This window comes from Corynebacterium poyangense (assembly GCF_014522205.1).
GTDB lineage: Bacteria > Actinomycetota > Actinomycetes > Mycobacteriales > Mycobacteriaceae > Corynebacterium > Corynebacterium poyangense.
In genome coordinates this window covers 465,701-488,523 of the sequence record NZ_CP046884.1, presented here as the reverse complement: position 1 = coordinate 488,523, position 22,823 = coordinate 465,701, and the positions used below count along the sequence as shown (strand labels likewise).

At 54.1% G+C, this 22,823-nt stretch carries 29 protein-coding genes; 8 read left to right on the top strand and 21 right to left on the bottom strand.

Annotation, left to right across the window (positions count from 1 at the left end):
• Positions 1-239: 239 nt before the first annotated feature.
• From rpsQ to rpsJ, 11 genes are read right to left on the bottom strand one after another with little or no spacing between them, the layout of a single operon-like run.
• The gene (gene rpsQ, locus GP475_RS02335) at positions 240-527 is read right to left on the bottom strand and encodes a 30S ribosomal protein S17 (protein ID WP_187975054.1); all 288 of its coding nucleotides are present in this window, start codon (positions 525-527) and stop codon (positions 240-242) included.
• Positions 528-530: 3 nt separating this feature from the next.
• Positions 531-761 (bottom strand): 50S ribosomal protein L29, encoded by a 231-nt coding sequence (gene rpmC, locus GP475_RS02330; RefSeq protein ID WP_187975053.1) that lies wholly within the window; start codon positions 759-761, stop codon positions 531-533.
• Entirely contained in the window at positions 761-1,177 is a 417-nt protein-coding gene (gene rplP / locus GP475_RS02325; protein WP_187975052.1) for a 50S ribosomal protein L16, read from the bottom strand. Before rplP ends, rpmC begins: the two co-directional genes overlap by 1 nt.
• Before the next feature lie 5 nt (positions 1,178-1,182).
• Positions 1,183-1,929, bottom strand: a complete 747-nt coding sequence (gene rpsC / locus GP475_RS02320; RefSeq protein ID WP_187975051.1) for a 30S ribosomal protein S3 — start codon at positions 1,927-1,929, stop codon at positions 1,183-1,185.
• Complete coding sequence (gene rplV / locus GP475_RS02315; protein WP_187975050.1) at positions 1,929-2,291, bottom strand: 50S ribosomal protein L22; 363 nt, start codon at positions 2,289-2,291, stop codon at positions 1,929-1,931. Before rplV ends, rpsC begins: the two co-directional genes overlap by 1 nt.
• Positions 2,292-2,294: 3 nt before the next feature.
• Positions 2,295-2,573, bottom strand: coding sequence for a 30S ribosomal protein S19 (gene rpsS / locus GP475_RS02310; RefSeq protein WP_187975049.1), 279 nt, complete (start codon positions 2,571-2,573; stop codon positions 2,295-2,297).
• Positions 2,574-2,589: 16 nt separating this feature from the next.
• Complete coding sequence (gene rplB, locus GP475_RS02305; protein WP_187975048.1) at positions 2,590-3,432, bottom strand: 50S ribosomal protein L2; 843 nt, start codon at positions 3,430-3,432, stop codon at positions 2,590-2,592.
• 26 nt (positions 3,433-3,458) lie between these two features.
• Complete coding sequence (gene rplW, locus GP475_RS02300; RefSeq protein WP_187975047.1) at positions 3,459-3,761, bottom strand: 50S ribosomal protein L23; 303 nt, start codon at positions 3,759-3,761, stop codon at positions 3,459-3,461.
• Entirely contained in the window at positions 3,762-4,418 is a 657-nt protein-coding gene (gene rplD / locus GP475_RS02295) for a 50S ribosomal protein L4 (protein ID WP_187975046.1), read from the bottom strand.
• Positions 4,415-5,071 carry a 50S ribosomal protein L3 gene (rplC, locus tag GP475_RS02290; protein WP_187975045.1) on the bottom strand — a complete coding sequence of 219 codons (657 nt, stop codon included), beginning with the start codon at positions 5,069-5,071 and terminating at the stop codon, positions 4,415-4,417. Before rplC ends, rplD begins: the two co-directional genes overlap by 4 nt.
• A gap of 32 nt (positions 5,072-5,103) precedes the next feature.
• Positions 5,104-5,409, bottom strand: coding sequence for a 30S ribosomal protein S10 (rpsJ, locus tag GP475_RS02285; RefSeq protein WP_187975044.1), 306 nt, complete (start codon positions 5,407-5,409; stop codon positions 5,104-5,106).
• Positions 5,410-5,932: 523 nt separating this feature from the next.
• On the opposite strand from rpsJ, the gene GP475_RS02280 reads away from it, so the two are divergent.
• The 6 genes from GP475_RS02280 to GP475_RS02255 are packed head-to-tail and all read left to right on the top strand — an operon-like array spanning position 5,933 to position 8,865.
• Entirely contained in the window at positions 5,933-6,424 is a 492-nt protein-coding gene (locus GP475_RS02280; protein ID WP_187975043.1) for an Asp23/Gls24 family envelope stress response protein, read from the top strand.
• A 3-nt stretch (positions 6,425-6,427) separates the two neighbouring features.
• Positions 6,428-6,730: a hypothetical protein gene (locus tag GP475_RS02275; protein WP_187975042.1), complete on the top strand. Its 303-nt coding sequence runs from the start codon at positions 6,428-6,430 to the stop codon at positions 6,728-6,730.
• Between the two features lie 53 nt (positions 6,731-6,783).
• Positions 6,784-6,969 (top strand): hypothetical protein, encoded by a 186-nt coding sequence (locus tag GP475_RS02270; protein ID WP_187975041.1) that lies wholly within the window; start codon positions 6,784-6,786, stop codon positions 6,967-6,969.
• Positions 6,969-7,760 carry an Asp23/Gls24 family envelope stress response protein gene (locus GP475_RS02265; RefSeq protein ID WP_187975040.1) on the top strand — a complete coding sequence of 264 codons (792 nt, stop codon included), beginning with the start codon at positions 6,969-6,971 and terminating at the stop codon, positions 7,758-7,760. The genes GP475_RS02270 and GP475_RS02265 overlap by 1 nt, the downstream gene beginning before the upstream one ends.
• On the top strand, positions 7,760-8,308 hold the full coding sequence (locus GP475_RS02260) for a DUF6286 domain-containing protein (RefSeq protein ID WP_187975039.1): 549 nt from the start codon (positions 7,760-7,762) through the stop codon (positions 8,306-8,308). Before GP475_RS02265 ends, GP475_RS02260 begins: the two co-directional genes overlap by 1 nt.
• Positions 8,305-8,865 carry an alkaline shock response membrane anchor protein AmaP gene (locus tag GP475_RS02255; protein WP_187975038.1) on the top strand — a complete coding sequence of 187 codons (561 nt, stop codon included), beginning with the start codon at positions 8,305-8,307 and terminating at the stop codon, positions 8,863-8,865. The genes GP475_RS02260 and GP475_RS02255 overlap by 4 nt, the downstream gene beginning before the upstream one ends.
• On the opposite strand, the gene GP475_RS02250 is transcribed toward GP475_RS02255, so the two are convergent.
• Positions 8,862-9,572 carry a hypothetical protein gene (locus tag GP475_RS02250; RefSeq protein ID WP_187975037.1) on the bottom strand — a complete coding sequence of 237 codons (711 nt, stop codon included), beginning with the start codon at positions 9,570-9,572 and terminating at the stop codon, positions 8,862-8,864. The two genes, GP475_RS02255 and GP475_RS02250, sit on opposite strands and share 4 nt — an antisense overlap.
• Before the next feature lie 95 nt (positions 9,573-9,667).
• Here GP475_RS02250 and betT point away from each other — a divergent pair, with 95 nt between their 5' ends.
• Positions 9,668-11,752, top strand: a complete 2,085-nt coding sequence (gene betT, locus GP475_RS02245; protein ID WP_187975036.1) for a choline BCCT transporter BetT — start codon at positions 9,668-9,670, stop codon at positions 11,750-11,752.
• A 34-nt stretch (positions 11,753-11,786) separates the two neighbouring features.
• Positions 11,787-12,557 (top strand): MerR family transcriptional regulator, encoded by a 771-nt coding sequence (locus GP475_RS02240; RefSeq protein WP_187975035.1) that lies wholly within the window; start codon positions 11,787-11,789, stop codon positions 12,555-12,557.
• Between the two features lie 87 nt (positions 12,558-12,644).
• Here the strand turns inward: GP475_RS02240 and tuf are convergent, their stop codons facing one another.
• From tuf to GP475_RS02195, 9 genes are all read right to left on the bottom strand, one after another.
• Positions 12,645-13,835: an elongation factor Tu gene (gene tuf / locus GP475_RS02235; RefSeq protein ID WP_187975034.1), complete on the bottom strand. Its 1,191-nt coding sequence runs from the start codon at positions 13,833-13,835 to the stop codon at positions 12,645-12,647.
• A gap of 285 nt (positions 13,836-14,120) precedes the next feature.
• On the bottom strand, positions 14,121-16,193 hold the full coding sequence (gene fusA, locus GP475_RS02230; RefSeq protein ID WP_262485249.1) for an elongation factor G: 2,073 nt from the start codon (positions 16,191-16,193) through the stop codon (positions 14,121-14,123).
• Positions 16,194-16,382: 189 nt separating this feature from the next.
• Positions 16,383-16,850: a 30S ribosomal protein S7 gene (rpsG, locus tag GP475_RS02225; RefSeq protein WP_187975033.1), complete on the bottom strand. Its 468-nt coding sequence runs from the start codon at positions 16,848-16,850 to the stop codon at positions 16,383-16,385.
• A 3-nt stretch (positions 16,851-16,853) separates the two neighbouring features.
• Positions 16,854-17,225 carry a 30S ribosomal protein S12 gene (rpsL, locus tag GP475_RS02220; protein ID WP_187975032.1) on the bottom strand — a complete coding sequence of 124 codons (372 nt, stop codon included), beginning with the start codon at positions 17,223-17,225 and terminating at the stop codon, positions 16,854-16,856.
• A 270-nt stretch (positions 17,226-17,495) separates the two neighbouring features.
• On the bottom strand, positions 17,496-18,371 hold the full coding sequence (locus GP475_RS02215; protein ID WP_187975031.1) for a helix-turn-helix domain-containing protein: 876 nt from the start codon (positions 18,369-18,371) through the stop codon (positions 17,496-17,498).
• Between the two features lie 9 nt (positions 18,372-18,380).
• Positions 18,381-19,685, bottom strand: a complete 1,305-nt coding sequence (locus tag GP475_RS02210) for an MFS transporter (RefSeq protein WP_262485220.1) — start codon at positions 19,683-19,685, stop codon at positions 18,381-18,383.
• 234 nt (positions 19,686-19,919) lie between these two features.
• Positions 19,920-20,951 carry an ABC transporter substrate-binding protein gene (locus GP475_RS02205; RefSeq protein ID WP_187975030.1) on the bottom strand — a complete coding sequence of 344 codons (1,032 nt, stop codon included), beginning with the start codon at positions 20,949-20,951 and terminating at the stop codon, positions 19,920-19,922.
• Positions 20,952-20,965: 14 nt separating this feature from the next.
• The gene (locus GP475_RS02200; protein WP_187975029.1) at positions 20,966-21,727 is read right to left on the bottom strand and encodes an ABC transporter ATP-binding protein; all 762 of its coding nucleotides are present in this window, start codon (positions 21,725-21,727) and stop codon (positions 20,966-20,968) included.
• Positions 21,728-21,729: 2 nt separating this feature from the next.
• Positions 21,730-22,752, bottom strand: coding sequence for a FecCD family ABC transporter permease (locus tag GP475_RS02195; RefSeq protein ID WP_187975028.1), 1,023 nt, complete (start codon positions 22,750-22,752; stop codon positions 21,730-21,732).
• Positions 22,753-22,823: the final 71 nt, after the last annotated feature.

Genomic DNA, 22,823 nt, shown 5'->3' with positions numbered 1-22,823 from the left:
CTAAGCATATTTCTCTTCAAACAAAGCCGAAAATACCTAACAATCTCGACACGCTTCTTCTGCCGCTGGCTTTGCATTATCCGCAGTGAAACTCAACGACAGACACAATCCTTCCGCATCAAGCACCTCCAACAACACCAAAGAAAGGATGATGCACCTGAAAATCGCAACCGAGTCAAGAGACGTCGCACATAAAAAATCCGGCCCAAGCATAAAGCTCGGGCCGGTTTCTAGCTAAATTACTTAGCTTTCTCCACGATCTCTAGGAGACGGAAGTGCTTGTCCTTGGACAGTGGCCGGGTCTCCTCGATGCGAACGCGGTCGCCTACGCCGGCTTCCTCGTTCTCATCGTGTGCCTTAATCTTGGAGGTGGTGCGCATGATCTTGCCATAGAGGGCGTGCTGCTTACGGTCTTCTACCTCAACCACGATGGTCTTCTGCATTTTATCAGAAACAACGTAGCCGGTGCGGACCTTGCGAGCACCCTTTTCTTTGGTTGCCTTCTCGTTCACGTTTGCCTCACTCATGTTTTAAGCCTCAGCTCCCGGAGCGTTGGACAGACCGAGTTCACGCTCGCGGATCACAGTGTAGATGCGAGCGATATCGCGCTTCACGGTGCGCAGACGACGATTGTTAGTCAACTGACCAGTCGCATGCTGGAAACGCAGGTTGAATAGTTCTTCTTTAGCTTCTTTCAACCGAGTGGTGAGCTCATCGGAGGAGAGCTCACGGAACTCATGTGCGGGGGTACCGGTAGCCATCAGTACTGATCCTCCTTCGAGATGATACGAACCTTGCACGGCAGTTTCTGGCCGGCACGGCGCAGCGCCTCGACGGCGATTTCCTTGTTCGGGTAGCTCATCTCGAACAGGATGCGGCCCGGCTTGACGTTAGCCACCCACTTTTCCACAGGTCCTTTACCGGACCCCATACGAACACCAAGTGGCTTTTGGGTCAACGGCCGATCCGGGAAGATATTGATCCATACTTTACCGCCGCGCTTGACGTGGCGGTTGATGGCGATACGAGCTGCCTCAATCTGACGGTTGGTCACATATGCCGGCTCAAGCGCCTGAATGGCATAGTCACCAAAGTTGATGCGATTTCCGCCCTTGGACACACCGCGACGGGTCGGACGGTGCTGACGGCGGTACTTAACGCGCTTAGGAATAAGCATATGGTTTAGCCCTCCTGCTTCTTCTCAGCACGCTGACGACGCTGTCCACCGCGGCGCGGACGCTCACGACGATCAGCGCGGCCGCGACGCTCTGCGGGTGCATTGATCTCGCTCTCGCGACGACCACCGACGACGTCACCCTTGTAGATCCACACCTTGACGCCGATGCGTCCGAAGGTGGTGTGGGCTTCGTAGGTGCCGTAATCGATCTCGGCGCGGAGGGTGTGCAGCGGGACGCGACCTTCGTGGTAGCGCTCAACACGGGACATTTCGGCACCGCCGAGACGTCCAGCACACTGCACCTTAATACCCTTGACCTGGGGTTGACGCATAGCAGACTGGATGGCTTTACGCATCGCGCGACGGAAAGCTACCCGGTTAGCCAGCTGCTCAGCGATAGATTGCGCCACCAACTGAGCATTGGCGTCAATACCCTTAACTTCAAGAATATTCAGAGCCACCTGCTTGCCGGTGAGTTTCTCCAAAGACCGACGGATACGGTCAGCTTCGGAGCCACGGCGACCAATCACAATGCCCGGACGAGCGGTATGAATGTCAACGCGGACCCGGTCGCGGGTGCGCTCGATGACAACGTCGGCGATACCGGCACGATCGAGACCCTTGGAGAAGAACTCACGGATCTTGATGTCCTCAGCGACGTAATCGGCGTATTGCTTATCGGCGTACCAGTGGGACTTCCAGTCGGAAGTAATGCCCAGCCGGAGGCCGTGAGGATGAATCTTCTGGCCCACTACTTGGCCCCTTCCTTCTGGCTCTCGACCACCACGGTGATGTGGCTGGTGCGCTTGCGGATCATGAAAGCACGGCCTTGTGCCCGGGGCTGAAAACGACGCATGGTCGGGCCCTCGGTGGCGTATGCCTCGGAGATCACCAAGGTACGGGGGTCAAGGCCGAAGTTGTTTTCGGCATTTGCAGCCGCAGAGGCTACAACCTTAGCCACTGACTTAGCAGCACGCTGCGGAGCGTACTTCAAAATAGCCAGGGCTTCTGCTACGGACTTGCCGCGAACTAAGTCGATGACCCGCTTAGCCTTCATTGGCGTGACGCGGACGTAGCGCGCGGTTGCGCGGGCGGAGGTGATAGTCTCACTCATCGCTTATCGACGTCCCTTCTTGTCATCTTTGACGTGACCCTTGAAGGTCTTGGTCGGAGCAAATTCTCCCAACTTATGACCCACCATGGAGTCATCAATGAACACCGGCACGTGCTTGCGTCCATCGTGGACAGCGAAGGTGTGGCCAATGAAATCAGGGAGAATGGTTGAACGACGGGACCAGGTCTTAATGACCTGCTTGGAGCCTTTTTCGTTCTGAGCATCCACTTTGTTGAGGAGGTGCTCATCGACGAACGGGCCCTTCTTAAGGCTACGTGGCATTCTTCGTTACCTCCTCTTAGCGCTTCTTGCTCTTGTTGGCGCGACGACGGCGCACAATCATGTTGTTGCTGTAACGGTTCGGGTTCCGAGTACGGCCTTCTTTCTGGCCCCACGGAGACACCGGGTGACGTCCACCCGACGTCTTACCTTCACCACCACCGTGCGGGTGGTCCACCGGGTTCATAACAACACCGCGGACCGTTGGACGCCAGCCTTTCCAGCGCATACGTCCAGCTTTACCCCAGCGAATGTTGATCTGATCAGCGTTGCCCACTTCACCGATGGTGGCGCGGCACCGAATATCAACACGACGGATTTCCGAGGAAGGCATACGCAATACGGCGTACTTTCCTTCTTTACCGAGCAGCTGGATGGATGCACCAGCGGAACGAGCCAACTTGGCACCTGCGCCAGGCTTCAATTCCACAGCGTGAACGGTGGTACCAGTGGGGATGTTGCGCAACGGCAAGTTATTCCCCACCTTAATGTCGGCATCCACACCGGATTCCAGGATAGCACCTTGCTTCAGGTTCTTCGGGGCGATGATATAACGCTTTTCACCATCGTAGTAGTGAAGGAGCGCAATATTAGCGGTCCGGTTGGGGTCGTACTCAATATGAGCAACCTTAGCTAGGATGCCGTCTTTGTCATTACGGCGGAAGTCAATCACGCGGTAACGACGCTTGTGTCCACCACCGCGATGCCGGGTGGTGATATGGCCGTGAGAGTTACGGCCACCCTTCTTCGGGAGGGGACGCAGCAGAGACTTTTCCGGAGTTGAGCGAGTGATTTCGCTGAACTGGGAAACAGAGCTCTGGCGGCGACCCGGGGTTGTCGGCTTGTACTTACGAATAGCCATAGTTCGTCCTTTTCTTTCGACTCTTCTTAGGCTGCGCCGCCGAAGATGTCGATGGAGTCGCTGCCCTCACGGAGCTTCACATATGCGCGCTTGGTTGCTTTGCGTTGCCCATATCCGGTGCGGGTGCGCTTACGCTTCCCTGCACGGTTGAGGGTGTTCACAGAGTCAACTTTCACACCGAAGATCTGCTCCACTGCTTGCTTAATCTGGGTCTTGTTGGAGTCCGACCGAACAAAGAACGTATAAACGTTCTGCTCCATCAGGCCGTAGGACTTCTCAGAGACCACGGGGGCGATGATGATATCGCGCGGATCTGCAATCTTGGCCATTTACTTCTCGTCCTCCTCATTCGCGCCAAGGACGCGATTAACGAAGGTGTGGAGGGCCTCAACAGAGAACACCACGTCATCAGAATTGAGAACGTCATAGGTGTTCAACTGATCGGCGTGCAGGATGTGGACGCCGGGCAGGTTGTTGGCGCTCTTACGGGCATTGATATCTTCACGACCGATCACCAATAGGACGGATTTACGGTCGGTAAGACGCTCAATGAAGGCACGTGCCTTCTTAGTGGAAGGAACCTGGCCGGGAACCAAATCAGAGACCACGTGAATGCGGTCATGACGTGCCCGGTCAGTAAGCGCACCGTAGAGTGCAGCTGCCTTCATTTTCTTCGGGGTGCGCTGGCTGTAGTCACGTGGCTTCGGCCCGTGAACAATTCCGCCACCCTTGTAGTGCGGAGCACGGATGGAGCCCTGACGAGCCCGTCCAGTGCCCTTTTGGCGATAAGGCTTACGTCCACCGCCGCGGACTTCACCGCGGGTCTTGGTGGAGTGAGTACCCTGACGCTTCGCCGCCAACTGAGCCACAACGACCTGGTGCATCAGCGGAATGCTGGCTTCCCGGTCAAAGATTTCGGCAGGCAGTTCGACCTGTCCGTCAGTGGTGCCTTCAGCGGTGTGAACGTCTAGCTTCAGATTCGTCATGCGTGTGCACCGCCCTTCACTGCGGTCTTGATGGTAACGATGCCGCCGCGGTTACCGGGGATAGCCCCTTTGATGAGCAGCAGGTTAGCATCGGCGTCGATCTTCTGAATCTTCAGGTTCTGGGTGGTGACGCGGTCATTACCCATACGCCCGGCCATACGCTTGCCTTTGAAAACGCGCCCTGGGGTAGCGCAAGCACCAATGCCACCGACGCGACGGTGAGATGCTTGGTTACCGTGAGCAGCGCCCTGGCCAGCAAAGCCGTGGCGTTTCATACCACCGGCATAGCCCTTACCCTTAGACGTACCGGTGACGTCGACGTACTCAATTCCGTCGAAAATCTCCACGGTAACGTCCTGACCGACCTCATAACCAGAGACATCGTCCATCCGAATCTCGGTTACGTGACGGCGGGGGGTAACACCGGCTTTCTTGTAGTGACCCGCCTGGGGTTTCTTTACCTTGCGGGGGTCGATTTCGCCATAGGCGATCTGGATGGCGGTATAGCCATCGGTTTCTTCGGTACGGATCTGGGTCACCACACACGGTCCAGCTTCGACGACGGTGACCGGAACTACCCGGTTATCCGCATCGAAGATCTGAGTCATACCGAGCTTGGTGCCCAGAATGCCCTTGATCTCGTTTTCGCTCATGAATTATTCTCCGCTGCCAAGTTTTCCGTCGATCACTGAATGTTCACGTCGACACTGGCCGGAAGATCGATGCGCATCAGGGCATCAACCGTCTTCGGCGTCGGGTCGAGAATGTCGATCAGGCGCTTATGAGTGCGCATCTCGAAGTGTTCGCGAGAGTCCTTGTACTTATGGGGAGAACGGATCACGGCAAATACGTTCTTCTCTGTGGGCAACGGCACCGGGCCAACAACGCGAGCGCCAGTACGGGTCACGGTGTCGACGATCTTGCGTGCCGACGCGTCGATCGCCTCATGGTCATAGGCCTTGAGCCGAATGCGGATCTTTTGTCCCGCCACGCTTTTCCTCTTCCTCGCTCGTCCCACATTCCTTAGGTAACTAAGGAAGCGGTGGAAATTCGCTTCTCGATTTCTCTATAACGTTGTCCGGGCCGGGGCCTCGGGCGCAACGCCAGTTATTCTTGACTACTTCATGACCGACATGACAGAAACATGCGATCATTCGTCAAGGTGGTAGAGCCCCTCCGATAAAAATTCTTTGAGGACTCAAGACCTACTGCCGCTGTTTATTTGCCATGCCCCTTCTCCGGTTTCATCGCCGCACATAAGGCGATGATTCCTTCACTGTGTCGAAGGTGTCATGTTCACAACACCACAACTCGCCTTATATCATGTTCTGAACATGGTAAACGCTTGTCATGTTGAGGTGACCAAGGTAGTTAACCATCTTCCGAAGATAAACGCAAGTCACTACTTTCGGTCTCAGTTCCATAAAGATTGTTGAATTAATTAGCCTCCAGCTATTTCTTCTTTCTAAGATGAGAGCGTACCTAGTTATCTGACGCATAAAGGAGCGTTAATCATGGCTGATGCCAAGCACACCCTTACTAAGAACACCCCGGCTACCGCTAATCCTTCCAAGGATGAGCTCAAAGACCAGGACAACGTTCTTCGTACCGATCGCGGCTACACCGCTATTGATGACACCGTCGTTGCAAAAATCGCTGGTCTGGCTGCCCGTGAAGTTTCCGGTGTTCATGCTCTGGGTGGCGGCGCTTCCCGGCTCGTGGGCAGCATCCGCGAGTCTATTTCCGGTTCCCAGAACATTCAGCAGGGTGTTGACGTTGAGGTCGGAGAGTCCCAAGCAGCCGTCGATATCGCTATCGTCGCTGAGTATGGTGTCGCCATCCACGAACTGGCCGACGCTATCCGCAAGAACATCATCAATGCCATTGAGCGGATGACTGGTCTTGAGGTGACTGAGGTCAACGTTACCGTCCACGACGTCCACCTGGACCTCGATGATGATGAGGACGAGCAGCCTTCCATCGAGTCCGCACCCCGGGTTCAGTAACTAATGGCACAGCACGATCAGCTCGACGTCGACGTCGCCGAAAAGCTCGCTGCAGATATCACCGCTATTGATGGCGTGGCTGATATGCACGCCGGCAACTTCGGCGAAGTTGCGTTGTACTACCCGCGCACGCGGGTCCGAGGTCTTCGTCAAACTACCGGAGATAACCCCCGTTTCGAGGTTCACATCGTAGCCGATCTTTCTCGGCCATTAGATTTATACGATGTAGCTGAGCGGGTACGTCAGGTAGCCTCTGCCGCCCAATCCTTGCCAGTAGATGTCACTATTGCCGACGCTACGGCCTAAGGTTCAACCTCGGGCTCGTGCCCGACACTTCTTAAATAGGGATTGAGAATTCCATGAAGTATTACACCCTGATCGGTATTGCCCTCGGTATCGCTCTCGCTTTTCTAGGACTAGCCTTCGGTTTCGGCGGTCTAGTACTAGGCGTTATCTTCGCCCTCATCGGCGGAGCTGTAGGAGCTCACTACGATGGCCACATCGATCTTCGCCAAATTTTCGACGGACTTAGGAAGCGTGACTGATGCAATCCCCGGATAATTCGGGAGGCATCACTAGGATCTCAGAACGCTCGGTCTCCCGCATCGTCGAGGCTGCAACGTTATCAGTTCCCGGCAGTGTCCGTGTCGATGGAGGCCTAGCGGGTCGTAGCTACCCTCGGTTCGATGTCGAGGTAGACGACACCGCAGGCACAGCGTCTGTCGAAGCTTTTATTGCCGTGAGCTGGCCTTCACCAGTTACATCTGTAGCAGAGTCAGTCCGCGCAGCCATTAAGGACTGGATCATCGGTCTTTGTGGCCTGCGCCCCGTGGCGGTAAATGTGGTTACCGGCCCTGTAGTCAGTAATCATCGCCGTGTTACTCAAGCTTCGATTGACGCCGCACCGGTCTCGCCTGTGGTCACACCTATTCGCACTCGGAACCGAGTGCGGATTCAAACACCGCAGGTGCGACGTTCCTTGACTGAGCTTCGACCTGTGAGCGTGAGCCGTAATCCGGCGCGACCCAAGGAAGTCATTTCTCCTCACGTCGCCCCAGCGGCTCAGCTCACCAAGATCCAGACTGCCCCCGAGCAACCTCTCAAGGAAATCAAGGTCAATGAACTGCCGGAAACTCAGGATGTGAAGGTTCGTTCGAAACTTCCTGAAGTTCCCGTCACAGTTCCTAAACCTGCCCCCTTGAAGCCTGTCAAGGCTCCAAAGCAGGACATTCCACTCAAGCGGATATCTTATCCGCGTGACCACCGCCCAGTACCCGTGCGGATTCAATCCCGCATCCCACGCCGCAAAATTGTGATTAAGAAAGGAGGCCACTGATGAGTGACACGGTCAACCCTGGCTACGGTCAGGAACCCCGAGCAAATCCCTTTGCCCGGTGGACCACCATCGTTATCGGTATCCTCTTAGTCGCATTGGCGGTTATTGCTGGCCGAGATATCTGGGTGCTGAGTTCTCAAACCACTCAACAACCGTGGCTGAAACCGGTTTTCGGGTTATTCAATGAGTCCTTGCCTAGTTGGATCGTCCCAGCTTCCATTGCAGCGATGATTATCGGTCTGATCCTGGTGATCATTGCGCTGAAACCGCGCAAGCGGACACACCGGGCCATCACATCGCCCATCTCATTGTGGACCCGCCCGGTAGATATTTCCCGCATGGCTTCCCAAACCGCTCGGAAAGTACCTGGAGTCAGTAACGCCCACTCCGCTGTCAAAGGATCTAGCTTAAGCGTCAACGTCGCCGGCGACACCACCGATCCTTCCCTAGCGGAACGCGTCGAGGCTGCCCTAGCTCCCCTGGTCAATCGGGTCGATTCTCCCAAGCAGGTTAAAGTACGCGTACAACAAGAGGAGGTCAACAAATGAGTCGTGGCCTAGCAACTGTTGATCGCATCATCGTTCTCCTCGTGGGGCTACTCGCCCTCGCTGGAGGTGCGTGGTTTTTAGCCTTGCACTACAACTGCCCACCAGCCCAGGAGTGGAACCAAAAAATCGATTCCGCAGCCATTGGGCGGGTGCCAGAGAATAATTGGTACCTGTACTTACTCATCGGGATCGTGGTGCTCAGTGCGATCATTGGATTATGGCTCATCATCGCGAATATTCGTCCCCGCGGCTTTAGCCGGGTGAAGTCATCAGCTTCCACCTCTGAAGGAACCATCGGCTTAAACATCTCTAAGATCGCCGAGGCGATTTCACGAACCGTGGAGCACAAGATTTCTCGCGTGGAGTCGGTGAATGAAAAGGTCGCATTTGACCGCAACCGTCCGACTGTCCGGTGGACCATCAATGCCCAGCCTGGCATTCGCATCGATGAACTAGCAGCGGTGCTAGAACAGTCTGAGCAGGATTTCCGTGAAGCTATTCGTGATATCGACGTCGATACTACCTACCGGCTTCATGTCCAACCGGTGGAGCGCTAAACCTCCACCACGTCAATAGCGGCAATCACTCCCCTGGTGATTGCCGTTTTTTCATGCCCCGGAACAATCTTCACAGCCTTCCCCAATTCCGCACACGCCAATCTCGACCACGACATTGACAGATACTTCACTTCGCGTTCTTCTTTGTGGAAAATCTCGATCTTCCGACCGACGAGGATTTTCTCAGCGTCTTCGGTAGTAATCAAGAATTTCCGATCACCAATAGTCTCTCGGCTTAATCCAGTTATCCTTACTCGATCAGGAACTTCTAGCCGTCGAATGCTTCGAACTATCCCAAGACGATGATCCACTCCAGAAAAATCAACGATATGAAGAGGCCCCCGGGTACTGCTACGTCGAATTTCAGAATAAGCCCACTTCACTGGTTGAGCGTGAGTTGAGCCAGCGTGGCGTCGGACTATCACTTTTCTTGGGGAGATCGTGACGCTTGCTTGCGGTGATTCAGTTTCTACTAGATAGGTGTGTTGGGCTCGGCCACGATCATCCTTGGGGATCCGCGACGGTCGTACACTAGCTAAATGAGTGAGCAGGCGGCTGAGGTCTTCATCGCTGCTTCCCCACGTCATTCCGTGATTAGTGAGGACATTGCACAGCATAGGAAAACTCAGTTCAGGCTGCGCCTCCCATACCTCCTGGAGTTCTGCCAACACACGCGGAATGCGGGTGGGATCAGGCAAAGTTGACATAATAGGAAGTTTAGCGGGAACAAAAATCTGTTCTGTTTTCTTCAATCCGCGCCTTAAAACTAGCTTATTCTTTGATATAGCTATACCGTTGCACTATGGAAAAACAAGCTCCGGAAACAAATTGGCCGGTTTTCCTGGTCTCGGGCGCGGGAATCATCGCCATTGCTTTATGGGCTATTTTCGCCCCAACTTCTGCCGCACATTCCCTTGGCGCAGTGGTCAACGGTATTTCCAAAAATCTTGGTTGGTTCTATATCCTCACCGCTACGGTGAGCGTCATCTTTATGATTTGGATTGCCTCCGGAAGAACCGGTTCTATTAAATTGGGCCCGGATCACTCCACTCCCCAATTTCGCCTCTTTTCTTGGGCATCAATGCTTTTCGCGGCGGGAATCGGCGTTGATCTATTATTCTTCTCCGTAGCAGAACCAGTCTCGCAGTTCTATTCTCCTCCCAACGGTCAACCTGAAACTGTCGAAGCAGCCCGTAAAGCCGTGGTCTTTACTCTTTTCCACTATGGAATTACTGGCTGGGCCCTCTACGCTTTAATGGGCATGGCCTTCGGATATTTTGCCTACCGATTTAACATGCCGTTAGCTATTCGTAGCGCTCTTTATCCCATCTTTGGTAAACGAGTCCACGGAGTCGCCGGGGACGCGGTAGACATCGCAGCCATGCTGGGAACCGTCTTTGGTGTTGCCACGTCGCTCGGAATTGGCGTGGTTCAACTAAATTATGGCCTTAAAGTCCTATTCAACGTCAACGAAAGTTTAAGCGCACAAATAGCGCTGGTTATCTTAGCTGTCACCGTGGCGACTATTTCCGCAGTGTCCGGAGTAGAAAGAGGCATCCGACGTCTTTCCGAAATCAATGTCTTACTTGCCATCGGCCTCATGCTTTTTATTCTTATTACCGGCCGCACTGCTTTTCTTTTTGATGCACTCATCATGAATATCGGGGAATATCTCTCATCCTTCCCCTCGATGACCATGGACACCTACGCCTTCGATAATGCTCAAGACTGGCTCAACGCCTGGACTCTGTTCTTTTGGGCCTGGTGGATTGCTTGGGCACCTTTTGTCGGGTTATTCCTAGCCAGAATCTCTCGCGGGCGCACGCTTCGCCAATTCGTCGTAGGCACCCTCACGATCCCCTTTATTTTTGTTCTTCTCTGGGTGTCGGTATTCGGTAACTCCGCTCTCGACATCGTCTTACACGGAGACTCAGACTTCGGCACGGTAGCCGTTGAAAAACCAGAGCGAGCTTTTTATTTACTGTTGGCCCAGTATCCGGCAGCTACCACGGTCATGGCCGTAGCGTCTCTCATCGGGCTATTGCTTTATATCACTTCCGCTGACTCAGCCGCCTTGGTGATGTCTAATTTCACCTCAAAAATTACTGATGCCCACTCCGATGGTAAGGCGTGGTCGCGGATTTTCTGGGCCAGCGTCGTGGGAATCCTTACCGTGTCCATGCTCTTTGTCGGTGGTATCCCTACCCTGCAATCAGCCACCATTGTCATGGGCTTCCCCTTCAGCATCGTCATTTATTTGGTGATGTACAGTCTCTTCAGGTCCATGCGCCTAGAGCTGGTCCAGAGAGATTCCCGTAACGTCGCCCTCCACAATGCGGTTGGGTCCCGAACACCAGGTCAGCCGGAAAGTAATTGGCGACGACGCCTCCACCTTGCTATGACCTTCCCGACCAGAGAACAAATCAACACCTACATGGACACCGTTGCAGAACCAGCTCTACGGGAAGTCACCCAGGAACTTCGCGGCCGAGGTGCCGATGCCACAGTAACCTGCCAGGACGTGGAGTTGAGTACCGGTGGTGTTCGACAAGTAGATCTACGTGTTGATTTTGGTGAAGACCGCAATTTCCGCTATCAGATCTGCCCGGTGAAGCAGCTGTGGCCAACCTTTGCTCTGTACTACCCGGAAAAACAACCCGAGGATTTATATTATTTCCGGCTTGAAGTCTTTTCCTTGACTGGTTCTGAGGGGTACGACGTCTATGGCTATACCGAGCACCAGCTTATTGACGATGTATTGGATATGTATGAAGGGCATCTTGAGTTCTTGCATATGCAGCGTCATCTTCCCGGGAAATCAGATATGTCTCACCCTGTTCAATCCTCAGACGATGTAGATTCCCTGCCCTTTTCTCACGGTGCTTGACCTTGCCGTTGCGTAAACCTCCATACTCGTCACCGTGAGTGATTATTCCATTGGAGAAGCAGCGGAGATCCTCGGTGTGACAACGCGAACACTGCGGCACTGGGATCAGGTTGAGTTGTTATCCCCACTGTGGCGATCAACCCACGGCGATTACCGAATTTATACCGATAGAGATCTTGAAAAAGGGTTCCAGATACTCATTTATCGGGAGGTTGGAATGCCCTTGAAAGAAATCAAGGCCATTCTCAATAAACCGGAAAGCCGTTATCAAAGCCTTAGTGCACAACGCCGGACTCTTCAAAAGAAAATCACCGCACTGCATCGGATGGTCCGAGCAGTTGATGACTTACTGAAGGAAGATTACACCTTGTCCAAGGACTCTTTACAGGAGGTATTTGGCCCAGACTGGGAAGGCTGGCAGCACGAAGCAGAAAACCGTTGGGGTGAAACCAAGGAATGGGCCCAATCTCAAGAAAGTCTTTCTCACATGAGTAAAGATGATCTAGAGAGCGCTCAAGCTGAGCATGAGCGGTTTTGCGCTGCCTTGAAGAACGCGTTCGGAAAGGAAGTTTTAGCTGGATCACCGGAAGCACGTGAGCTTATTGATCTGCATGCGACCACCATCCAGCGCTGGTATGACGTTGATCTAGAAAAGCAGGTCTTGCTCAGTCGGCTGTACGTCCACGATGAGAGATTTCACTCCACGTATGGTCGACGCGAACTTGTCGAGTATTTTCAGCGTCTGGTAGCAGAAGAGGCACGTCTTCGCGGATGTGATCCGGAGAATGCCACCTGGGAATCCTGATATTTTAAAACACCCGACGCAAGAAAACCCCCGGCTCCTTGAGGAACCGGGGGTTTTGGTATCGCCTATTTTAGGCGACGCAGATCATTACTTGATGATCTTGGTAACGCGACCAGCGCCAACGGTACGGGAGCCTTCGCGGATAGCGAAGCGCAGACCCTCGTCCATAGCAACCGGCTGGATGAGCTCAACAGTCATCTCAACGTTGTCGCCAGGCATAACCATCTCGGTGCCCTCAGGCAGCTTGATGACGCCGGTAACGTCGGTGGTACGGAAGTAGAACTGCGGACGGTAGTTGTCGAAGAACGGGGTGTGACGGCCGCCCTCATCCTTGGAGAGAACGTACACGGAACCCTCGAACTGGGTGTGCGGGGTGTAAGCGCCCGGCTTGATAACAACCTGTCCACGCTCAACATCTTCACGCTTCACACCACGGAGCAAGAGACCGCAGTTGTCGCCAGCCTCGGTGTAGTCCAGCAGCTTGCGGAACATCTCGATACCGGTAACGGTGGTGGTGGTAGCCTTCTCGCGGATACCGATGATTTCAACGTCTTCGTTGACGTTGAGGGTACCGCGCTCAACACGACCGGTAACAACGGTGCCACGGCCGGTGATGGTGAAGATATCCTCGATCGGCATGAGGAAGGGCTGATCGGTAGCGCGCTCCGGATCCGGGATGGACTCGTCGCAAGCATCCATCAGTTCGAGGATGGACTTGCCCCACTTCTCATCACCTTCGAGAGCCTTCAGAGCGGAGATGTGGATGATCGGAGCATCCTCATCGTAGTCCTGCTCAGCGAGGAGCTCACGGATTTCCATCTCAACGAGCTCGATGAGGTCTTCGTCATCAACCATGTCGCACTTGTTCAGCGCAACGAGGATGTAAGGAACACCAACCTGGCGAGCCAACAGAACGTGCTCGCGGGTCTGCGGCATCGGGCCGTCGGTAGCGGCAACAACCAGGATAGCGCCGTCCATCTGAGCGGCACCGGTGATCATGTTCTTGATGTAGTCGGCGTGACCCGGGGCGTCCACGTGAGCGTAGTGGCGCTTCTCGGTCTGATACTCAACGTGGGAAATGTTAATGGTAATACCACGCTCTTTTTCTTCCGGTGCCTTATCGATGGCATCGAAAGCGAAAGACTCGTTGAGATCCGGGAACTTCTCAGCCAACACCTTGGTGATAGCAGCGGTGGTGGTGGTCTTACCGTGGTCAACGTGACCGATGGTACCGATGTTAACGTGCGGCTTCGTACGCTCGAACTTAGCCTTTGCCACTGTTTGTCCTCCTGGACTTTATGGTGGCTACGACTCTCGCAGCCACGGGGTTTACAGTCCTCACCCATCCACCCTAATTCGGGGCACGATGGATGGGGCGTTTACTAATTTGTGCCAGTTACCAAATCCTAGATTTATCCATCCTGTTTTTCAAGCTGGACCATCCTAGATCTCCCGGGTACCGGCCGACGTAGGAACCTGGACCTCATCTAGCCCAGACTCCCAGTGCGCCGGACCCGGTTGGAGCGGGATCAGTGACACTGCTGTTCCTGCTCCCAGTCACTCTTATTTACCAGTGCGCTCGGCGATGATTTCCTCGGAAACGCTTTGCGGAACCTCTGCGTAGGAGTCGAAGAACATGGAGTAGTTCGCCCGACCCTGAGTCTTTGAACGGAGGTCACCAACATAACCGAACATGGAGCTCAGCGGCACTTTGGCTTTCACCAATTTAGCGCCAGCACGGTCTTCCATGGAAGCAACCTGTCCACGGCGAGCATTGACGTCGCCGATAACTTCACCCATGTACTCCTCAGGAGTGGTGATTTCTACGGACATGATCGGCTCCAGAAGAACCGGCTTCGCCTTTGCGACACCTTCCTTCAACGCCTGAGAACCAGCGATCTTGAAGGCCATTTCAGAGGAGTCAACCTCGTGGTACTGACCATCAAGCAGGGTCGCCTTGATGTTCACCAAGGGGTATCCAGCTAGATAACCGTACTGCATGGCGTCCTGAATACCAGCATCGACGCTGGGGATGTATTCGCGCGGAACGCGTCCACCGGTAACGGCATCCTCGAACTTGTAGATCGGGGACTCGCCTTCCTCCAGTTCCTCGGCGGCTGGAGCATAAGGCTCCAGGCTGATGATGACCTTTGCGAACTGACCGGAACCACCCGTCTGCTTCTTGTGGGTGTATTCGATCTTCTCCACAGCCTTGCGGATGGTTTCGCGATAAGCCACCTGAGGATTACCAATATTCGCCTCAACCTTGAATTCCCGCTTCATGCGGTCAACCAAAACGTCGAGGTGAAGCTCACCCATACCGCCAATCACAGTCTGTCCAGATTCGTCATCCAGTTTCACCGTGAAGGTCGGATCTTCTTCCGCGAGCTTCTGAATAGCGGTAGCCAGCTTCTCCTGGTCAGCCTTGGACTTAGGCTCAATTGCCACCTGAATAACCGGATCCGGGAAGTCCATAGATTCTAGAATGATCGGGTTATTAGCATCGCACAAGGTATCGCCGGTAGTGGTGTCCTTCAGACCAATGAAGGCGTAGATGTTACCAGCCACGGCCTCATCTACCGGGTTTTCCTTATTGGCATGCATCTGGAAGAGCTTGCCAATGCGCTCTTTCTTGTCCTTGACGGAGTTCAGCACCTGCTGGCCAGGTTCTACTCGGCCGGAGTAAACCCGAACGAAGGTCAGTTTTCCGAAGAAGGGGTGAGCAGCAATCTTGAAAGCCAGAGCTGAGAAGGGCTCATCCTTGGAGGGCTTACGAGTCAAGATGGTGGACTCGTCGCCCACCTTGTGGCCTTCAACCTCACCGATATCCATCGGATTCGGCAGGTAGTCGATGACCGCGTCAAGCAGCGGCTGAACACCCTTGTTGCGATAAGCAGTACCACAGAGCACAGGGAAGATTTCAGAGTTCACTACCATCTTGCGGATCGCAGCTTTGATCTCATCAATGGTGAGTTCTTCACCAGCGAAATACTTCTCCATGAGAGCTTCATCAGACTCAGCAACGGTCTCGATGAGTTTCTCGCGGTATTCTTCAGCCTTTTCTTGCAGGTCTTCCGGAATATCGGTGATCTGCTGTTCAGCGCCAACCTCAACCCGGCCAGGCCAAACGTGAGCCTTCATTTCCAGCAAATCGACGATGCCGTCGAAGTCATCTTCAGCACCGATCGGAAGCTGCATCACGAGCGGCTTAGCGTTCAACCGGTCAATGATGGTTTGAACGGTGTAGTAGAAGTCCGCACCCATCTTGTCCATCTTGTTGACGAAGCAGATACGCGGAACGTCGTACTTAGCGGCCTGACGCCACACCTGCTCAGATTGCGGTTCCACACCCTCTTTACCGTCGAACACAGCAACCGCACCGTCAAGCACACGCAGGGAACGCTCCACCTCAACGGTGAAGTCGACGTGTCCAGGAGTATCGATGATGTTGATCTGGTTGCCATTCCAGAAACAGGTAACAGCAGCGGAGGTAATGGTGATACCGCGCTCTTTTTCCTGCTCCATCCAGTCAGTCGTGGACGCACCATCGTGGGTCTCACCGACCTTGCGGTTAATGCCGGTGTAGAAGAGGATGCGCTCGGTGGTCGTGGTCTTACCAGCATCGATGTGGGCCATGATGCCGATGTTGCGGACCTTGTTCAGATCCTTAAGCACTTCTTGTGGTGCCACAGTTTTTCCCCAAACTCGTTGGTTGTCGGATTTCTCCAAACCAGGCTATACGTTCGCACCCGGTTCAGGATAGATCCGGCGGATAATTTCTCTTCAAATCTTCCCATTCTTAACAAAGAATGGCATGTCGGCGTCTTACCAGCGGTAGTGGGAGAAGGCGCGGTTAGCCTCTGCCATCTTGTGGGTGTCTTCGCGACGCTTCACGGATGCGCCAAGACCGTTGGAGGCATCCAGAATTTCATTAGCCAGACGCTCCATCATGGTGTTCTCACGACGCTGCCGGGTGAAAGTTACCAACCAGCGCAGAGCCAGGGTGTTGGCGCGGCCGGGGCGAACCTCAACCGGGACCTGGTAGGTAGCGCCACCCACACGGCGGGAGCGAACTTCAAGATCCGGACGGATATTGCCCAGAGCCTTCTCCAGGGTGCCTACTGGGTCAGTTCCGGTCTTCTCACGGCACTTTTCCAACGCGCCATAAACAATACGCTCGGCGGTGGACTTCTTACCGTCTTTAAGAACTTTGTTCACCAGCTGGGTGACTAACTCAGAGCTGTAGACCGGATCCTTGACAACGGGACGCTTCGGAGCTGCAGATTTACGCATTGATTACTTCTCCTTCTTCGCACCGTAGCGGGAACGAGCCTGCTTGCGATCCTTCACACCCTGGGTATCAAGGGTGCCACGGACGATCTTGTAGCGGACACCAGGAAGGTCCTTTACACGGCCTCCACGAACCAGCACCATGGAGTGCTCCTGCAGGTTGTGGCCTTCACCCGGAATGTATGCAGAAACCTCAATACCGGTGGTCAAACGAACACGAGCAAGCTTCCGCAACGCGGAGTTCGGCTTCTTCGGGGAGGTGGTGTAAACACGGGTGCACACGCCACGTCGCTGAGGAGAACCCTTCAGCGCCGCGGTGGAGACCTTCGCGGACTTATTATGGCGGCCCTTTCGGACCAGCTGCTGGATAGTTGGCATGAACCGTCCTTTTTCAAGAGGTTGTCATCAAAGTTTCAGTTAATTCCCGTCACACAAAACCCTAAACATGACAAAAACGGGGCTCTTTCCGGGGCCCTTCCGACATGTCCAGACTTTCGTCATTCTCGCTGATCACTCAGTGTTCAGGAGAAGGCGGTGTCAGACTCCCACCGCCATCGACGGGGGAACATCGTGCGACTATACCCGTCCACCTGTGAGATTGCAAGATGGATGAAGGAGAAACCTCATACTTGTTTTAGTTCTCTTCTTTTAGTTCTCTTCCCTCATCTGCCTGATGATCCCTTTTACTAGGGCGTCTTGCGGACACGCGATGGCTACCGCCCTTAGCGCCAGATCGTGATTCTCCGGAGGCAAGTTCAAAAGCTCAGCAAGAATACTGAAAGCGGTATCTCTACTGCTTCGGTGATCAGCCACCGGTGGAAGATCTCTAGCTTCTTTGCTGCTCAAGGTCAGAAGGAAGAAAGTTGTCATAGTGATGTCAGGTAATGACGCTGTGGAAACTACCTCCCAGGCGGCTAGCGGCATCTTCATGAGAACTAACATCCCTACTGCTATTTCCACAGCGAGGCGGCGAAGAACCTGCGGCGCATCCGTGGTCCATCCCAGGACCTCACTAAGTCTTTCGACCTGAGCTAATCTCTGATCCTCAGCCAGCGCCACTAAAGCTTCTAAAAGTTCAGCACTCTCCCACGTCACCGGGGTTAATTCAGTGAGTGGATCTACCGCCAAAGCATCAATAATCCGGCGAGGATCAGCTCCCCCATTCCACGGATCCACCACAGACAGAAGCTCCTTAAACATCCCAATCCACTGCGTCATATGTGACTCCGGAGCGCCATTCCCCTCGCCAAACACGGTGTGGATGAGCTCAGCGAAACTCTCCGAAGATTCCGCAAATCGGGGATCAAACCCCCGTCCGGTGAGTACCGAGGGATCTATTTCCAACCGATCAGCGAGCGCTCCAATTACCTCTGCATCCGGGATTCCCTGCCCTGATTTCCACCGAGATATTGCACTAGGGGAACAGATTCCCGCAGCCAACCTGGCTTGGGTGAGTTTGTTATCCATGCGCGAATGTTTGAGGCGTCGGGCAAAAACTGTGCCCTCAGTACTCGGGCTTTCCATGCCTGCACCCTACGCCACCACCGGGGTCCGTGACTGCCGGAGCAACAGCGAGAAAGCGAAGACCGCCCCTAGGAGGGAAAAGCCGCACGTTGCTGCGCCTAAGGACCAGGAAGAACCCGGCCAAATACCTACCACAGCAGCACCAAGACCACCACCGCATTGGAGGGCCAGCCTCGTGTGTGCGGCAACCGTTGCGGACTTCTCAGCACTTAACACCTCATACCCGGCGGAGAGAGCCATTAATGTGCAGCCTCCTAAACCGAGGCCACGAAAGACCGCGCACCCCAACATGAGCAGGGCCGCTGTCATGGACCAATGGTTGATGAGTTGCATCGCCAAGGAAGAAATAGCTGCAAGAATTAATCCTCCACCGAGGATGAGAAAAGGATCAGCAGATTTCCAGGGACCTTTGATGACGCTGCGGGTAATCCAGGCCCCAGCCCCTTGTGCGGCTAGTACCAGGCCTGCCACCCACGCGAGTTGACCGAGTTCCAGCTGGGTGTGCATAGAGGTGGACAAAAGGGTGCCATAAAACACCGCCCCCACCATAAAGCACAACAGGATCACTGTGCTGAAAGACAGTTGGCGATAAACGCTCACGTCCAAGAGAGGGGTTTTGGCTCGCCAGTCCAGGACCGCAAAAATAGCGATGCAGATCAGTGCCAGAGCAAAAATGAGGAGCACCGTTGAGCTGGGGTAACCTCCGATGCTGCTGATACCCCAGAGCAGTCCCACCATGCCGAGGATCGCGGGAACCGCCTGCCCTGCCCCCAGCGGAAGAATGTGAGGGGTGCTTTTCGCTAATGCTTTAGGTGCTAGGAGTAAGGCGCCAACCACCAGGGGAATGTTAATGAGAAAGAGAGTCCTCCAGCCCACCAGATGCACCAGTGCTCCGCCTAGCAGAGGGCCAAAAGCTGGAGCAATTACCGCAGGAAGCCCGATTGTTGCCAGTGCTGCCCGCATCCCCTCCTTGCCTACAATGTCCGCAGCGACGGCTTGCACAGCTGGCATGATAAAACCACTGGCAGCGCCTTGGACTACCCGAGAAAGATTAAACACCACCAGGTTTGGGCTGAGCCCCACCACTAGGGATGCCACTCCGAAAAGAATCATCGTGACCATGAGGACCTGCGTGGAGCCAAATCTTCTTACCAGGGATGTCGAGAGCACAATCCCCGCAGTTGCGGCCAGCATGTAGCCGGAAACTCCTAGTTGAGCATCGGCTTCGGCCACCCCCAGGGCATGTCCGATGGCAGGCAGAAGCACATTCACCACGCTGGAATCAATAAGCGGTAAGACTGTCGCCAGCAGCAAAATCGTGGTGACCCGGGGCTTAGTGTTTTAGGTCCGACGTCTGGCTCATTCATGTTTATGACACTCCTCATTCCGCTCCGGTTTTGCTGTGAAACAATTGGATCACAGCTGCTGCCTGGGATGAGGGACGTGAAAAAAGCCTCCTTAAGGATTGCAAGTAGGGGCAGCTCAGAAAGGTTTTCTCAGATGATTTTGAGAATTGCTTGTAGGGCTACCCCCCTTAAGCGTCGGACCTCAGGCGCGGCTTACTGAAGGGTGGCTTGGGAGAACTTTTTCCTTCAATGTGTCAACCCCCTGGAGCGATAGCGATGAAGGCGGATCAACCAGCGAATAAGGCATCACCGCCACTGCCTTATTCTGATAAGCCCGCAGCGCTTCATACCCCCTGATCTGCTGGAAGGTCGTCATAACATCCTCCTCGGTTCCGGCAGTGTGGAGGAGCACCACCAGGTCCGGATCCTTAGCGAGGACATCTTCCATAGAGACCTCAAAAACACGTTCGGAGCGGTCATCATAGAGGTTCTTCATCCCTAGCGCCTCAAATTGCGGCTGAATCATGGCACCAGTGCCGTAGGCCCACACCGTTCCGGTATCCCCCGGAGTGATAAAAAGCGCGATAGCTTTTTTACCCCTAAGCGGTGATTGAGGTTCTTCTTTTTCCAACTCCTCAATCCGAGTAGTGATCTTTTGATTCAACGCCTCGGCTTTATCTTCTACCCCGAAAAGCGTACCGAAGGTGCTCACTTCCTTTTTCACGTCATCAAAACTGGCTGCTTTAGTTTTCGCCCCACTGCAATAAGCCGCAGGAATATAAACCGCAATCCCCGATTCTTCAGCCTTGTCAATATCAACCCCGGAGTGGTGGCTCAGAACTAGGTCTACATCATTGTCCAACAGCGTCTCGGTAGCTAGCTTGGTGTGCCCGCTGCCCAGGTCTGTCCCCTCCAGGCGAGGCAAAGCATCAATCAGTGATGCTTGGTCAGGCGCATACACAGAGGTGTCAATATCCCCTGAGCGCGCAACCACCTTATCCATCAATCCCAGATCCATGAGCTGCGAGGCTCCCACGTTATTTTGAAAGACCACCCGCTCCGGTATGTGATCGAGATGAACGGTGCGGCCACAGCTTTCTACCTCAATGTCAGCCCCAGCAGCCTGCGCGGGAGCATCATCTTTAGCGCTTTCCGGTGCACTGCAACCTGTCAGCACTATTCCCGCAATACTGAAAACACCGAGTAATGCGGATGTCTTTTCCCCTAGTCTCATAGTTGTTCCTTCTCTTAAGGATGATGGTCTTCAAAAACCAGGTGACGTTTACCCTGAATAGCTATCACTTGGGCGTGGATGTGGTAAATCTCGGAAATCAATGCTGGATCAAAAACTTTTTCCGGTGACCCCTGCGCTACAATCTCCCCCCGGTTTAAGAGCACCACTCGGTCACAATAGTGCGCCGCTAAATTAAGATCATGCAAAACCACAACACTGGTTTTCCCTAAATTCTTCACCATCTTCAAAATGGCAAACTGATGGTGAATATCTAAATGATTCGTAGGTTCATCCAGCAGCAAATGGCTCGCTTCTTGCACAATAGCTCGCGCTATCAGCACTCGCTGCAATTCTCCTCCGGATAACTCACTAATTAATCGCTCTCCACAATGATCCAGCCCGACACTCACCAGGGCGCTGCGTACCGCATCCTGATCCTTGGGGCTGCCGTAGTTCAGGGCGTTATGCTGGGCTAAGCGACCTAACTGGACGCTATCTTTCACGGTCAAAGGCAGAGCGTTATCCTCATGCTGAGCTACCACCGCCATTCTGCGAGCAATATGTTTACGCCCTAAGGCAGCAATATCGTCCCCATCCACAACAACATTCCCGCGATCTGCCCGCAACGCTTTATAAAGCACCTTCAATAGGGTTGTTTTCCCCGCCCCATTTGGCCCAACAATACCCACCGTTTCCCCGTCATGAATTATCCCACTTACCCCATGGAGAAGGGTTTTTTCGCCTCGACTAAGGCCAATGTCATGGAAGTCAATCATCGTTATGAGCTCAGCCTCCTGGTCAAAACAATCAGAAGTGGCGCCCCAAGAAGCGCAGTAATAACCCCGATGGGAATATCGACCGGCGCTAAGACTGTGCGCGCAACTGTGTCTGTGGCGAGGAGTAATAGCGAGGACACCACAGCAGTTAGTGCAATGACTCCTCGATGAGCGTAGCCGGATAAAGGACGCACAAGGTGTGGAACCACTAAACCGATAAATCCAATCCCTCCGGTCTGGGCAACGGCAATGGCAACTGCTGCTGAAACCGGGATAAGCACGAACACCCGGGTGATGGTGGGGTTAATGCCAATAGCGATGCACGTGTGATCTCCCGACGCTAGGGCGTCAAGATAGGGCCCGCACACCCACATTGATAGGCCGAGCACAAGCCCTACCACGCAGAGTGTGAGCGCTTGATTCAACGAGGGTCGGCTTAAAGAACCGAGAGTCCAAAAGATAACACTTTGGGCTGTTTCGGCGTTATTCGCTTTGATGATGAGGAGATTGGTGAGGGCGCTAAACATAAACCCCATAGCCACACCGGCGAGGACAAGTTTGAGGGAGCTACTTCCCCGCCCTATTCCTAGCCACAGCACCACCGCGGTAGCTGCTATAGCTCCGACAAAAGCCATGCCGCTTATTACGGCGGCAGCGACACTGCCAAATATCACGATGGCGATGGCTGCACCCGTGGATGCTCCGGAGCTCAGTCCGAGGACATAGGGTTCTGCGAGGGGGTTTCTGATCACGGCTTGCATAACTACGCCACTGATGCCAAGAATGGCCCCCACCCCGATGGCACTGAGAATCCTCGGAACCCGGTGTTGCCAAATAATACTGACGACGTTGCTGTGGTACTGCGATAAATCGCCGAGACCGCTCAGTTTTCCCCAAAAAATATGGAAAGCCTCAGAAAAGGGGATAGCTGCCGGGCCGAACCCTAGGCTAAGTGCCGGAGCAATGATTAATAGCCCCAGGAAGATAAGGCACCATGCCACAGGGTGGGCAGATGTTCGCGTCATGAAAATCTTTCAGGTATGGCACGCCTAGACAAGATCAGCTAGAGTCACTTTCCCGAGAGGAAGTTTCTATT